15 protein-coding genes are annotated in these 12,215 nt (G+C 60.0%); 6 read left to right on the top strand and 9 right to left on the bottom strand.

Translation table 11 applies throughout. The features are described 5' to 3' along the window. Positions 1-133: 133 nt before the first annotated feature. The 5 genes from J2Y90_RS23835 to J2Y90_RS23815 all read right to left on the bottom strand — a co-directional run bounded on the left by J2Y90_RS23835 (position 134) and on the right by J2Y90_RS23815 (position 3,855). Positions 134-1,462 carry a deoxyguanosinetriphosphate triphosphohydrolase gene (locus tag J2Y90_RS23835; protein ID WP_253504011.1) on the bottom strand — a complete coding sequence of 443 codons (1,329 nt, stop codon included), beginning with the start codon at positions 1,460-1,462 and terminating at the stop codon, positions 134-136. A gap of 69 nt (positions 1,463-1,531) precedes the next feature. Then, positions 1,532-2,695 (bottom strand): EAL domain-containing protein, encoded by a 1,164-nt coding sequence (locus J2Y90_RS23830; protein WP_253504008.1) that lies wholly within the window; start codon positions 2,693-2,695, stop codon positions 1,532-1,534. Positions 2,696-2,816: 121 nt separating this feature from the next. Beyond that, complete coding sequence (locus J2Y90_RS23825) at positions 2,817-3,155, bottom strand: hypothetical protein (RefSeq protein ID WP_253504005.1); 339 nt, start codon at positions 3,153-3,155, stop codon at positions 2,817-2,819. Next, positions 3,152-3,538, bottom strand: coding sequence for a phage holin family protein (locus tag J2Y90_RS23820; RefSeq protein ID WP_008079909.1), 387 nt, complete (start codon positions 3,536-3,538; stop codon positions 3,152-3,154). Before J2Y90_RS23820 ends, J2Y90_RS23825 begins: the two co-directional genes overlap by 4 nt. 2 nt (positions 3,539-3,540) lie before the next feature. Beyond that, on the bottom strand, positions 3,541-3,855 hold the full coding sequence (locus J2Y90_RS23815; protein ID WP_016770842.1) for a DUF883 family protein: 315 nt from the start codon (positions 3,853-3,855) through the stop codon (positions 3,541-3,543). A 301-nt stretch (positions 3,856-4,156) separates the two neighbouring features. Between J2Y90_RS23815 and J2Y90_RS23810 the strand changes: the two genes are divergently transcribed. Continuing rightward, positions 4,157-5,365, top strand: a complete 1,209-nt coding sequence (locus tag J2Y90_RS23810; protein ID WP_253504002.1) for an ammonium transporter — start codon at positions 4,157-4,159, stop codon at positions 5,363-5,365. Here J2Y90_RS23810 and J2Y90_RS23805 read toward each other — a convergent pair. Continuing rightward, positions 5,362-7,074: a cation:proton antiporter gene (locus J2Y90_RS23805; RefSeq protein ID WP_253503999.1), complete on the bottom strand. Its 1,713-nt coding sequence runs from the start codon at positions 7,072-7,074 to the stop codon at positions 5,362-5,364. The genes J2Y90_RS23810 and J2Y90_RS23805 overlap by 4 nt on opposite strands. 198 nt (positions 7,075-7,272) lie before the next feature. On the opposite strand from J2Y90_RS23805, the gene J2Y90_RS23800 reads away from it, so the two are divergent. From J2Y90_RS23800 to J2Y90_RS23790, 3 genes are all read left to right on the top strand, one after another. Beyond that, positions 7,273-7,509, top strand: a complete 237-nt coding sequence (locus J2Y90_RS23800; protein WP_253503996.1) for a glutaredoxin family protein — start codon at positions 7,273-7,275, stop codon at positions 7,507-7,509. Between the two features lie 114 nt (positions 7,510-7,623). Next, a complete protein-coding gene (locus J2Y90_RS23795; protein WP_016770837.1) occupies positions 7,624-7,941 on the top strand; it encodes a hypothetical protein in 318 nt (105 codons plus the stop codon). A 70-nt stretch (positions 7,942-8,011) separates the two neighbouring features. Next, positions 8,012-8,902 (top strand): pseudouridine synthase, encoded by an 891-nt coding sequence (locus J2Y90_RS23790; protein WP_253503993.1) that lies wholly within the window; start codon positions 8,012-8,014, stop codon positions 8,900-8,902. 81 nt (positions 8,903-8,983) lie between these two features. Here J2Y90_RS23790 and J2Y90_RS23785 read toward each other — a convergent pair whose 3' ends face one another. Then, positions 8,984-9,205, bottom strand: coding sequence for a YgdI/YgdR family lipoprotein (locus J2Y90_RS23785; protein WP_016770600.1), 222 nt, complete (start codon positions 9,203-9,205; stop codon positions 8,984-8,986). 78 nt (positions 9,206-9,283) lie between these two features. Beyond that, positions 9,284-9,886 carry a molybdenum cofactor guanylyltransferase MobA gene (gene mobA, locus J2Y90_RS23780; protein ID WP_253503990.1) on the bottom strand — a complete coding sequence of 201 codons (603 nt, stop codon included), beginning with the start codon at positions 9,884-9,886 and terminating at the stop codon, positions 9,284-9,286. A gap of 81 nt (positions 9,887-9,967) precedes the next feature. On the opposite strand from mobA, the gene moaB reads away from it, so the two are divergent. Together moaB and J2Y90_RS23770 are read left to right on the top strand one after the other, a co-directional pair. Next, positions 9,968-10,507, top strand: coding sequence for a molybdenum cofactor biosynthesis protein B (gene moaB / locus J2Y90_RS23775; RefSeq protein ID WP_016770598.1), 540 nt, complete (start codon positions 9,968-9,970; stop codon positions 10,505-10,507). Then, positions 10,491-11,717, top strand: coding sequence for a molybdopterin molybdotransferase MoeA (locus J2Y90_RS23770; protein ID WP_253503987.1), 1,227 nt, complete (start codon positions 10,491-10,493; stop codon positions 11,715-11,717). The genes moaB and J2Y90_RS23770 overlap by 17 nt, the downstream gene beginning before the upstream one ends. Before the next feature lie 58 nt (positions 11,718-11,775). On the opposite strand, the gene J2Y90_RS23765 is transcribed toward J2Y90_RS23770, so the two are convergent. Further along, positions 11,776-12,084 carry a hypothetical protein gene (locus J2Y90_RS23765; RefSeq protein ID WP_253503984.1) on the bottom strand — a complete coding sequence of 103 codons (309 nt, stop codon included), beginning with the start codon at positions 12,082-12,084 and terminating at the stop codon, positions 11,776-11,778. Between the last annotated feature and the right edge of the window lie 131 nt (positions 12,085-12,215).

The raw sequence follows: 12,215 nt of genomic DNA, 5'->3' as shown, positions 1-12,215 counted from the left end.
TTGTTGTATTTAGATGCCTTCAGCGAAATTGCACCTGGGCAGGATTAAAAAGGTGCGTTACAGACATTTATGTTGGAAAACGTCACTGGGCATTCAGCCGGCCTGATCAACAGCCGGCTGAACGCGGGGATGGTCAATGGCTCGAACGCCCGGTCATTTCCAGCGCCATGTCACTGGCGTAACTGTCAGTCATACCTGCAATGAAATCGATCATGCGCAGAAACGAACTGTGCAGCGAACCCTGCGGGTCCGGCGCGTTGTTGCCGAGCAAGTCGAGGATGCGCCTGCTCTTGAACGACGGCGTGCGACCGTTGTGCTGCTCCAGCGCAGCGCCGCAGAACGAATTGAGTAGAATCTCCAGCGTCGTGTACGCGCCTATTTCATGCAGCGTCTTGCGTTTGTCCTGGAAGATCTTCTTGCGGGCGATGTCCTTGGCGTTCAACACGCAGCGCTTCGCCGGCCCATGCATATGCTCGACCAGATCGCCGTGCAGCGTGCCGGCAAGCAGGGCTTCCTGCTGTTCGACAAATGCCCGCGCCGCCGCGTTGGTCAGGTGCTCGATGGCCTTGCCGCGCAGGATCGCCAGTTTGCGCCGGCGGGAATCCTGCGGTCCGAGCTGACGATAGGTTTCCGGCAAGTCGTCGCCGACCAGGCCGAGCAGCAGCGACTCGACTTCAGCGTATTCGAGCAGCTCCATTTCCAGACCGTCTTCGAGATCGATCAGCGCATAACAGATGTCATCGGCGGCCTCCATCAGATACACCAATGGATGGCGTGCCCAGCGCTGATCTTCAAGCTGCGGCAGGCCAAGCTTGTGGGCGATCTGTTCGAGCAATGGCAGTTCGCTCTGGTAGCAGCCGAATTTGTGTTTCTTGTAGCCGAGGGAATCAGCGTGGCGCGCGGTCCACGGGTACTTCAGATAGGTGCCCAGCGTCGCGTAGGTCAGGCGTGTGCCGCCATCGAACTGGTGATATTCCAACTGCGTCAGCACGCGAAAGCCTTGTGCATTGCCTTCGAAATTGAGGAAATCACCGCGCTCGGCGTCGCTCATGCCGTCAAGCCAGCCCCGTCCGGCGGCTTGTTGAAACCAGTGGCGAATGGCGTCTTCGCCGGAATGGCCGAACGGCGGGTTGCCGATATCGTGAGCCAGGCAGGCCGATTGCACCACCATGCCCAGGTCGGCCGGGTCGCACCATTCCGGCAGCGCACTGCGCAAGGTTTCACCGACACGCATGCCCAGCGACCGGCCGACGCAGCTGACTTCCAGCGAGTGGGTCAGGCGCGTGTGAATGTGATCGTTGCTGGTGACCGGGTGCACTTGGGTCTTGCGCCCGAGGCGGCGGAACGCGCCGGAGAAAATGATGCGGTCATGGTCTTTGTGGAAGGGGCTGCGGCCGAGTTCTTGCGGGCTGTGCAGCGGCTTGCCGAGGCGTTCGCGGTTAAGCAGGGTAGGCCAATCCAAGGCTGATTCTCTCCGTCTGGTGACTGATCGCCCTAGCTTCCCGGTTCGGCCCCGTGCCTGCAAGCAGAACTACAGGCCCGCCGCGTCGATATCGATCAACAGCAGGCGTTCCCCGTTGTCGAAGAACTGCCCGGCGGTCAGGCAATACTGGTTGCTGGTGGCATCGCGATAGGTACTGGACAGGGTCAGGCGCCGTTCTTCCCAGCCTTCGGCGAGCAGATGGTAGAAGTACGGTCGCCACGACCAGTTATGCCCCAGGTAGCGATCATCGGCGAACCAGCCATCGTGACGCCATTCCAGGTTGGGCGTCAGTTGCGTGCCGTGACGATCACACTGATAAAAACGCAGCAGCCACGGAAACGCCTGCAGTTGAGGTAGCGCGCTAAGCGGCGCGCGGGCCTGCGCCCATTGCTGCAGAATCGCCATCAACTCGCTGAGCTGTTGGCGCATCTGCATCAGCCGCCCTCGCTCGCTGAGTTTCTGATTCACGTAGCGTTGTCGCAGTTGAGCGAAATGTGCGACGAAAGCATCCGTAGCGAAGAACTCTTCTTGCGCTCGGGCGAAGAGAAATCCCTGCACGTAGCGCGAGCCGCATTCCAGAGCGAAATTCAGCTGCGCTTCGGTTTCGACGCCTTCAGCGATGATCCAGCAGCCGGTTTTCTCGGCCATCTGCGCGAGCGCTTTGACCACATCGCTGCTCGGACCGCCAAGAGCAGCAGCCTGAAACAAACGCATGTCGAGTTTGAGAATGTCCGGTTGCAGGGCCAGCACCCGATCCAGCTGCGAATAGCCGGCGCCGAAATCGTCTATGGCGATTCTTGCTCCAGCCTCGCGGTAGCGCGCGACCACGTGGGCCAGGCGTTCGCTATTGCCACCCAGTTCGGTGATTTCAAACACAATCCGCTGCGGATCAATGTCGTGTTGCGCCAATTGCTTGAGACTGGGCAAGGCCTGGTCGGCGCGCAGGCGGCTGATCCAGCGTGGCGACATGTTCAAGCTGAGAAACCACTCGGCCGGCGCTTCATGCAGACGGCTCAGTGCGTGGTCACGGATCTGCCGGTCGAGACGGCGCAGGGCAGTGGCCGGGGTGCGCGGATCGGCGAACAACGGTCCGACGGAGTTCAATTGACCATCGTTCTGGCGCAAGCGACCGAGTGCTTCGACGCCTGCTATGCGTCCGGTGGCGGTATCGATGAAAGGCTGAAAGCAGGCGAGCGGGTGCCCGTCGATCACGGCAAGTCCTTAATCTTATTGTTCGTTGGGCCGCGTCTGTTGGACAGGCACGCGGGATTGAACCCCCCGATAAGGAGATTCATCCCGGCGCTATTGCAAGATTGTAGCCAGAGACGTCGACTCAGCGTTTGCCCGAGCTGTGCATGACCAGTCTGATCAGCGGTCCGAGCGTGGTGCCGAGACGCAGCAGTCGGGTCAGACCGCCACCGCCGCTGCGTTTCGAGCCTTTGCCGGTGAGGAAGCCCAGCAGCGTTACCGCCGCCACGCCCCACAACGGCGCATGCTTGATACCGAAACCGTCCTGCACGTTCTGCTTCATGCCACGCATGCGCTGTAACGGCAGGAGCACTTGCGCAGTTTCGTGACGGATTTCCTGACGGTGCATTTCCATGCGCAGGCGGATCAGTGCCTTGCGCATTTCCCGGCGCGAGCTGTTGTGCGGAAGTTCAGGCAGGCTCATGGCAGCAGACGCTCCCGGTCGTTGGCCAGCTCTTCGAGCGTGCCGTGGAAAGGCGAGGACTCATCGAAAATCGCGGCTTTGAGACGCAGGCCGCAGAAGATCGACGCCAGCGTATAGAAAACGCACAGGCCGATGATCGCCGCCAGGCGGTAGGTGTCCCAGAAGATGATCATCACCAGCGTCGACAGACCCACCAGCAACAGCAGGGCGAATACCAGTGCCAGACCGGCGAACAGCAGCAGGCTGACAGTGCGTGATTTCTGCTCCTGCAATTCGATGCCGAACAATTCGACATGACTGTGCAGCAGGCCCAGAACGGCGGCGCCGAGACGACGCGTGGAGGAGGCGGTGCCCGCAGTCGGGCCGGATTCACCGATCGACATGATCAGCGCCGAGTGGCCAGCAGGCCGATCAGGAAACCGACACCGGCAGCGATGCCCACCGACTGCCATGGGTTGGCCGACACATAATCTTCAGTAGCGGTGACCGCCGCCTGGCCGCGCTCGCGCAGCGTGTCTTCAGTCACTTTCAGAGTTTCCCGGGCGCGCAACAGGCTGTCGTGGATCTGTGCGCGCAGCTCATCGGCCTGGTCTCCAGCGAGGGTCTTGGTGTGCTCGAGCAAGCGTTCGGTGTCGGCGACCAGGGTCTGGAAGTCGTTCATCAGGATTTCTTGAGCAGTCTTTGCCTTGATGCTGGCCATTGGTGGATCTCCGTAGGTGGCGTTGAAGCTTTCGAGTATGAGCCTTGCGTGAAGGTTCAGTGCAAATGGCTGGTACAACTTTTGCTGTGTCGTGGTGCGTCGCCAGGTGTGAGTGCGCTGTTGCCGGGCGTCCAGCAGAAAAACTCTAATTCATTTGCTCGCGGTTCGTTATCGGACATCGACCTGTGCGCCAAATCAGTTCATCGACCCTGCGGTCGGATGACTGTCTGGTCGCAACTTGGTGCATGAAGTTCGTCCATGAACCGCTTTGGTGCCTTTTTAGCCTTCAGGTCTGCCTTCCATGGAAAATCTGCAAAGCGCTGTGGACACGCTGGTTCACGGCTCCAATACGTTGTTCATTCTGATCGGCGCGGTCATGGTACTGGCGATGCACGCCGGTTTCGCCTTTCTCGAAGTCGGCACGGTCCGGCAGAAAAACCAGGTCAACGCACTGGCGAAAATCCTCAGCGACTTCGCCGTTTCGACCCTGGCCTATTTCTTTATAGGCTATTGGATCTCCTATGGCGTCACCTTCATGCAACCGGCTGCAGTGCTTACGGCCGACCATGGCTATGGACTGGTAAAGTTTTTCTTCCTGCTGACGTTCGCTGCCGCGATCCCGGCGATCATTTCCGGCGGCATTGCCGAGCGCGCGCGTTTCGTCCCGCAGTTGTGTGCGACGGCGCTGATCGTGGCGTTTATCTATCCGTTCTTCGAGGGATTGATCTGGAACAGCAACTTCGGCTTGCAAGGCTGGCTGGCGGCGCAGTTTGGCGCGGCGTTCCACGATTTCGCCGGTTCGGTGGTGGTGCATGCCATGGGCGGTTGGCTGGCATTGGCCGCTGTTTTGCTGCTCGGACCTCGTAATGGTCGTTATCGCGATGGGCGCCTGGTCGCGTTTGCGCCGTCGAGCATTCCGTTTCTGGCATTGGGTTCGTGGATCCTGATTGTCGGCTGGTTCGGCTTCAACGTGATGAGCGCGCAGACCCTGCAAGGTGTCAGTGGCCTGGTCGCGGTCAACTCGCTGATGGCCATGGTCGGCGGTACTGTTGCGGCGTTGATCGTCGGGCGCAATGACCCGGGCTTTCTGCACAACGGGCCGTTGGCCGGTCTGGTGGCGATTTGCGCCGGATCCGACCTGATGCATCCGGTCGGTGCGCTGGTGACGGGGGCGATTGCCGGGGCCTTGTTTGTCTGGTGCTTTACCGCTGCGCAAGTCAAATGGCGTATCGATGATGTCTTGGGTGTGTGGCCGTTGCACGGCCTGTGTGGCGTCTGGGGCGGGATTGCCTGCGGCATCTTCGGCCAGACTGCGCTGGGTGGCCTCGGCGGGGTCAGCCTGATCAGCCAGATGATCGGCACCGCGCTCGGCGTCGCGGTGGCGCTGGTTGGCGGCTTTGTCGTTTATGGCGCGATCAAGGCATTGCATGGGCTGCGCCTGAGTCAGGAACAAGAGTATTACGGCGCCGACCTGTCACTGCACAAGATCGGCGCGGTGAGTCAGGACTAGATTTCCTCATCGTTGGCTCCGGGATAGAAACCATGGAGCAGGCGATAGCGATCAATGCGCACCTGATCGACTTTCTCCTGCACTTTATGCGCGGGCAGGCCAAGCATGATCAGCGCGTGTGAAGCGAGCATCAGGCTCGACTCCAGAAGCTCCGGCACCACCTCGGTGGCGCCGGCGGCTCTCAGCTCGGCGGATTGGCTGTCGTCGCGGGTGCGCACCAGAATCGGCACCTGTTGGTTGAGTCGGCGGGCTTCGCGAAGTATGCGCAACGCCACATCACTTTGATCGACGGCAATCACCAGCAGCCTGGCGCGTAACAGGCCCACCGCAACAAGCAGGTCGCCACGCGCCGAGTCGCCGTAATGCACGTCGCTTTCTGCGGACGCGGCTTCCTGTACCCGCACCGGGTCGTTGTCCAGCGCGACATAGGATTGTCCCGCGTTGCCCATGAAACGACCGATGGACTGGCCGACGCGGCCGTAGCCGCAGATCACCACGTGCTGGTCGAGATCGGCATTGAGCGCGCTGATCTGTTCGATCTGCGCTTCCTGATTGGGCTTGTGATGCAGCGCGGCGGCAATCCGCGGCGCCGCGCGCAGAAGCAGTGGCGTGAGCAGCATCGAGCAGAAGGTCGCCGCGAGCAGCAGGGCACCCGGTTCGGCCGGTAGCAGGCTGTTCTGCTGCATCTGCGCCATCAGCGCAAAACAGAACTCGCCGCCCTGGGCCAGCGCCAGGCCGCTGCGCCACGCGGTTTCGCTGTCACTGCCACGCCACTTCACCAGCAGCGCCACCACGATGCCCTTGATCAGCATCAGGCCAAGGGTCAGGGCGATGATCAACAGGCTGTGGCTGACGAACAGTTGCAGGTCGATCAGCATGCCGATGCTGACGAAAAACACCCCGAGCAGGATGTCGCGGAATGGCCGGATGTCAGCTTCGATCTGGTGCCTGTAGTGGCTTTCACCAAGCAACATGCCCGCGAGAAACGCGCCGAGGGCGGGTGACAGACCCAACAGGTGCGTGAGCCAGGCGGTGAGCAGCACGATCACCAGTGCCAGCAGGACGAACAGCTCCGCAGAGCGCGAGGCCGCCACCTCATGAAACAGCCGTGGCAATAACCAGCGACTGGCGAGCAGCAGGCCGAAGAACAGCACCACGGTTTTGCCCAGGGTCAACGGCAAGGCCCAGTACCAGGCCTGCGCGCTGGCGCCGGCGAACACGGGCACCAGCGTCAGCAGCAACACCGCGACGACGTCCTGAAACAGCAGCACGCCGACCGCGTTCTGACCGTGGCTGCTGAATACCTCACCGAGACTGCCCAGCTCCTTGGTCACAATCGCCGTGGATGAAAGCGATAAACCGGCACCGAGCAACAGCGCTGGCATCAGCGGCATGCCCAGCCCCATCAAAAGTGTGCCGAGCAGCGCTGTACTGATCAGCACTTGCTGACTGCCCAGGCGAAACACCACTTGGCGCAGCGCAATCATCTTCGACAGGGAAAACTCCAGGCCCAGCGAGAACAGCAGAAACACCACGCCCAGCTCAGCGACATCCGGCAGATGTTCGCTCTCGTTGACCCAGTCGAACGCGTTCGGCCCGACCAGTAATCCCACGCACAGGTAACCCAGCACCGGCGGCAGTCGCAGGCGGCGGAACAGGGCGATCACCACCAGGGACGAGGCGAGAATGATCAACAGATTTGCAAACACGGGACACTCCGCTGTCAGGGCGTTGGCCTCTGAAGCGTAGAGGCAAAAAGTCCGCGAGGATGATGCAATTGCAAATTGCGCCGAATGATTTGCGTCAGGATTTTGCGCCAGCAGCGTTGCCTCCTTTGGGCGGCGGTGGGTCGACGAGGATTCGGGGCCGTCCTAGAATGGGCTCACTTGTTTTCCGGTAACGCCGCCATGCCTCCTGAATGTCAGCTGTTCGGCACCCTCGGGTGTCATCTGTGTGAAGTCGCCGAAGCCGAGCTGATGCCCTTGGTCGAGCATGGTCTGCTGGTTGAACTGATGGACATTGCCGAAGACGAATCGCGGCTCGAAAAGTACAGCTTGCGCATTCCGGTACTGCGGCGGGTCGATACTGGCGCGGAACTGGACTGGCCGTTCAGTGCAGACGATATCGTGGCGTTTTTAAGCTGACGCAGATTTGGCTTCTTCATTCCGCTGGTCGCAGCAACCCATCCTTGCGTTGGCACTCGCTGGCTTCTTCGGTTACTGTATGTCCATACAGCAATCGAGTCAGAGGGATGAACCGTGGTCAATGTCGAACAGTTGAAGAGCAGCGTCAACCGGATGTCGGTCGACGTGGTGCGCGAGGCCGTCCTCGAATTGCGCCTGGACGGGCTGGTCACGGAAGGCAAGACGCCGTTCAACAAGCTGCATTTCAATACCTGCTTTGCCGAGATCGAAGCCCTGTTCCAGCGCGCCGGTTATCACAAGCAACTGGATGTGGTCGGTTATCAGGGCCTGTTGTACGCGTTGTACGACCCGGGGCGTTGGGAAGCGGTCGATGTGTTGCGCTGGCTGAAGGAGTTCACCGAAGCGGCGGCGCTCAAGTCGATTCCGGCTTGAAGAAACTGCGCTAGGTGGCTTTGCCTTGGTGTTGGATAATGCCGGCCTGCATTGAGGATTCTTGTTTCGTATGTCCAGTCCCGTATTTTCCGCTGCGCACAATCAGGCCAGCACGTTGTACTTGCCCCCCGGTCCTTGGTCGACGGTCCTCGATTGCCTGTGCGAGCACTTCAGTGCGGTCGGGCGCGAGCAGTGGCTCGACCGGATCGCCCGGGGGCGGGTGCTGGATGCCCAGGGCCAGCCAATTGCGCTGGACTTGCCCTATAAGGAAGGCTTGCGGATTCATTACTTCCGGGAAGTACCGGACGAAAAACCGATCCCGGTGGTCGAGTCGATTCTCTACGCCGATGAACATCTGGTGGTGGCGGACAAACCTCATTTTCTGCCGGTGACGCCGGCCGGGGAATATGTCGAACAGACCCTGCTGCGGCGGCTGATCCGTCGGCTGGACAATCCGCATCTGGTGCCACTGCACAGAATTGATCGGCACACCGCAGGGCTGGTGATTTTCTCGGCCAATCCGCAAACCCGTTCGGCTTATCAGTCCCTGTTTCCGACACGCCAGATCGACAAGCGCTACGAAGCGATTGCCCCGGCGCTGCCCGGGCTGAATTTCCCGCTGGTGCACAAGAGCCGCTTGGTCGATGGCGAGCCATTTTTCCGTATGCAGGAAGGACCGGGTGCCAGCAATACCGAAACGGCAGTCGAGGTGCGTGAGAAAAACGGCGATCTGTGGCGCTATGGCCTGTTTCCGGTGACCGGCAAAAAGCATCAACTGCGTGTGCACATGACCGCGCTTGGCGCGAGTATCTGCAACGATCCTTTTTATCCGACTGTGCTGAAAGATGTCGAGGACGACTACGCCAATCCGTTGAAGCTGCTCGCGCAGGGCTTGCGCTTCATTGACCCGGTGACGGGTGATTTACGGGAGTTCGAAAGCCGGATCACCTTGCAGTGGTGAAAACTGATGCACTTTTGCTGCGCCCATAAAAAAGCCCGCATCGCAATGCGGGCTTTCTGTATCCGGTATCGACCCGGAGCCTTACAGCTCTTTGACGGTACGAACCTGATCCTTGTTGATGCGGGTCTCTTTGCCGTCCAGTTGCTGGAACTCGTAGAAGCCCGAATCATCATCGTATTTCGGGGTGTCGACGGCCTGGATTTCGCGACCGTCATTCAAGGTGATCACTGTCGGCGAGGAGCAACCGGCGAGGGTTGCCAGGCCCAGTGCGAGCATGAAAGTGGCGAGGGTCCGTTGAGTCATGAGTGTGTCTCCGAATGGGAAATCTTCTGGTTACTGAGCTTGAGACGTAAACAAGGCGTGAGAGTTCCTTGGATAATGTCAGTCTGACACAGTGTTATGCAGATGTAACAATTCGGGGGTGTTGAGGTTGGCCAGTCGCGGATCTTTGTCGGGGCATTGCAATGCGACCGCGTCGAGACTGCGCATCACCCGTCCGGGACTGCGTTCACCAGCGTGCCAGGCCGTTTCGAAGGCCGGTGACAAAGCTACCGGAATCACACACAGCAGCGGTTCCCAGTGCTCGCCGTGGCGCAGCATTAAAGGTTTTTCACTTTGCTGATCGGCAGTGAAGAGCATGTCTTGCAGCAAGGCCTTGTCGATTCGCGGCACATCACACGGCAACACCAGCAGATGCGCATGGCGCGCCGCTTTCAGCCCTGCACGAATACCGGCCAGGGGGCCCGGGAAATCGCCTTCGTCATCGATGACCAACTGATCGGCAAACGTGGCATAACGCTCGCGGTTACGGTTGCACGAAATGATGAGATCGTCGGTCAGCGACCGTACCTTGCGCTGCAAATGCGCGATCAGCGGCTCGCCCTGCCATTCGATAAGTCCCTTGTCCTGACCGCCCATGCGTTGACCGCGTCCACCGGCCAGAAGCAGGACGGAGCAGGGCGGCAATGGGCTGTTCGGGGGCATGACGACTCTCCAGAGGGGCGGCGGAAAAATGGGCCGCTGTGATATAACACCGGGCTGTTTCCCCTACAACTGGAAGAGCCTATGAAAGCCAAGGCTGATGTACCTTTCGTGCCGCTCAATATTGCGGTGCTGACTGTCAGCGACACCCGAACCCTGGAAACCGACACCTCCGGGCAGGTCTTCGTCGATCGCTTGATCGCGGCCGGTCACGCGCTGGCGGAGCGCGTTCTGCTTAAAGATGATCTGTATAAAATTCGCGCGCAAGTCGCCAACTGGATTGCCGACGATGTGGTTCAGGTTGTGCTGATCACTGGCGGCACCGGCTTCACCGGGCGTGACAGTACACCCGAGGCGGTAGCATGCCTGCTGGACAAGCAGGTCGACGGATTCGGCGAACTGTTCCGCCAGATCTCCGTGGCCGATATCGGCACTTCGACCGTGCAGTCCCGTGCCCTGGCAGGTCTGGCCAACGGTACGCTGGTGTGCTGCCTGCCGGGTTCGACCAATGCGGTGCGCACCGGATGGGACGGCATCCTCGCTGAGCAACTGGACGCCCGTCATCGTCCGTGCAACTTCGTCACGCATCTGAAGCAGGCGGCGCCTTGTGAATCCCGTGGGTAAGCCAGGCAAGACCGGCAGTTTGCTGCCCGTCGAAACGGCGCTTGAGCGTTTGCTGGACATGGCCGATGCGTCGCGCATTGTCGAGTGCGAGCACTTGCCGCTGGCTCAAGTCGAAGGACGGGTACTGGCTGAAGATCTGATCTCGACACTGGATCTGCCGCCGTGGCCGAACAGCGCGATGGACGGCTACGCCTTGAACCTGGCCGACTGGCAAGGCGAGCCACTGCCGGTCAGTCAGAAAGTATTTGCCGGACAGTCTCCGGAACCGCTCGAGCCTGGTACTTGCGCGCGGATCTTCACCGGGGCACCGCTGCCACCGGGTGCCGACTGCGTCGAGATGCAGGAAAACGCCGACGTTCAGGCCGATGGCCGGGTGCGTTTCCTCGAGCCTTTGAAAGCCGGGCAGAACATTCGTCCGCAAGGCCAGGAAACCACAGTCGGTGAAATGGTTCTGCAGGCAGGCACCCGATTGGGACCGATTGAACAGGGCTTGGCGGCTTCGCTTGGCTGTGCTGGCCTCAACGTCGTGCGCAAGCCGCGCGTAGCGGTATTGTCCACCGGTGATGAACTGGTTGAACCAGGGAAGCCGTTGGGGCCGGGCCAGATCTACAACAGCAATCGCGTGCTTCTGTGCAGTTGGCTGCAGCGTCTTGGATGTGAAGTCATCGATGGCGGAATCCTCCCGGACGATCTGGCTGCCACTCGGGCCCGGCTCGGTGAGTTGCAAAATGTCGATCTGATTCTTTCTACCGGCGGTGTTTCGGTCGGTGAAGCTGACTTTCTCGGTATCGCATTACGCGAAGAAGGTGAGCTGGCCCTGTGGAAACTGGCCATCAAGCCGGGGAAACCACTAACGGTCGGGTATTTCCGCAATGTGCCGGTCATCGGTCTGCCTGGCAATCCTGCTTCCACACTGGTGACGTTCGCATTGCTGACGCAGCCTTATCTTTTGCGACGCATGGGTGTGCAGGACGTCGAACCTCTCAGGTTTGCCGTGCCTGCGGGCTTTGTCTGGCCAGTGGCCGGAAACCGCCGCGAATATCTGCGCGGGCGTCTGGAAAAAGGACGGGCCACCATTTATCGCAACCAGAGCTCTGGCGTGCTGCGTAGCGCGGCGTGGGCAGACGGATTGGTGGAAGTTCGAGAGGGCCGTACGCTGAGCGAGGGTGAAGAAGTGAGCTTCATTCCGCTGAGTGATCTGCTGGGATAGCCGGCCTTGCCATGCACGCGTCGGCTGCAACAGGCGGCGCGTGCAATGATTCATTCGGTCAGTTGCTGATCAGCGTGACCAACTGGTCGAATCGGCTGTTGCCCACCCAGCCCAGCAGACCCAGCAGTACAGCCGTTGCACCCGCCGAATACGCCAGACGGTGTTTTATAGTTCGAACATCATTGAGCACTTCGTCCATGTCGCGGCGCATATATTTGAAGTGGGTTTCCAGCTCGCTGACACGGGGTTCCATATCAAACTCTCCAGTGGGCTTGGCGCTGTTACAGAAATCGGATTTTTTATTGGCACGACTTTCGGAGAGATCGGCGACCGGGCTCACCGGTGCCTTGGTTTCATGGTTTTGCATGAAAGTACTCGCCGAACGCCTCAGTTGTCTGTTTGCTGCTGGCTGTTCCATCTTGTGATTCATGAAGAAGAATCGGGGGGTATCCGTTCATTTCCGGCACATCCTTGTGTTGTTGGGTTGAAGGTTGATGC

Origin of the sequence: Pseudomonas koreensis (assembly GCF_024169245.1) — a bacterium.
In the GTDB taxonomy this organism is placed as follows: Bacteria; Pseudomonadota; Gammaproteobacteria; order Pseudomonadales; family Pseudomonadaceae; genus Aquipseudomonas; species Aquipseudomonas koreensis_F.
The sequence above is the reverse complement of the archived record's forward strand: the minus strand, read 5'-3'. Positions and strand labels throughout refer to the sequence as shown.

What these genes read in the sequence shown, in the direction of transcription:
- J2Y90_RS23825 (WP_253504005.1), bottom strand. Translation starts at nt 3,155, where the DNA reads ATGAGCCTGCCTGAACTTCCGCACAACAGCTCGCGCCGGGAAATGCGC.
- J2Y90_RS23820 (WP_008079909.1), bottom strand. Translation starts at nt 3,538, where the DNA reads ATGTCGATCGGTGAATCCGGCCCGACTGCGGGCACCGCCTCCTCCACG.
- J2Y90_RS23815 (WP_016770842.1), bottom strand. Translation starts at nt 3,855, where the DNA reads ATGGCCAGCATCAAGGCAAAGACTGCTCAAGAAATCCTGATGAACGAC.
- J2Y90_RS23810 (WP_253504002.1), top strand. Translation starts at nt 4,157, where the DNA reads ATGGAAAATCTGCAAAGCGCTGTGGACACGCTGGTTCACGGCTCCAAT.
- J2Y90_RS23800 (WP_253503996.1), top strand. Translation starts at nt 7,273, where the DNA reads ATGCCTCCTGAATGTCAGCTGTTCGGCACCCTCGGGTGTCATCTGTGT.
- J2Y90_RS23790 (WP_253503993.1), top strand. Translation starts at nt 8,012, where the DNA reads ATGTCCAGTCCCGTATTTTCCGCTGCGCACAATCAGGCCAGCACGTTG.
- J2Y90_RS23785 (WP_016770600.1), bottom strand. Translation starts at nt 9,205, where the DNA reads ATGACTCAACGGACCCTCGCCACTTTCATGCTCGCACTGGGCCTGGCA.
- mobA (WP_253503990.1), bottom strand. Translation starts at nt 9,886, where the DNA reads ATGCCCCCGAACAGCCCATTGCCGCCCTGCTCCGTCCTGCTTCTGGCC.
- moaB (WP_016770598.1), top strand. Translation starts at nt 9,968, where the DNA reads ATGAAAGCCAAGGCTGATGTACCTTTCGTGCCGCTCAATATTGCGGTG.
- J2Y90_RS23765 (WP_253503984.1), bottom strand. Translation starts at nt 12,084, where the DNA reads ATGCAAAACCATGAAACCAAGGCACCGGTGAGCCCGGTCGCCGATCTC.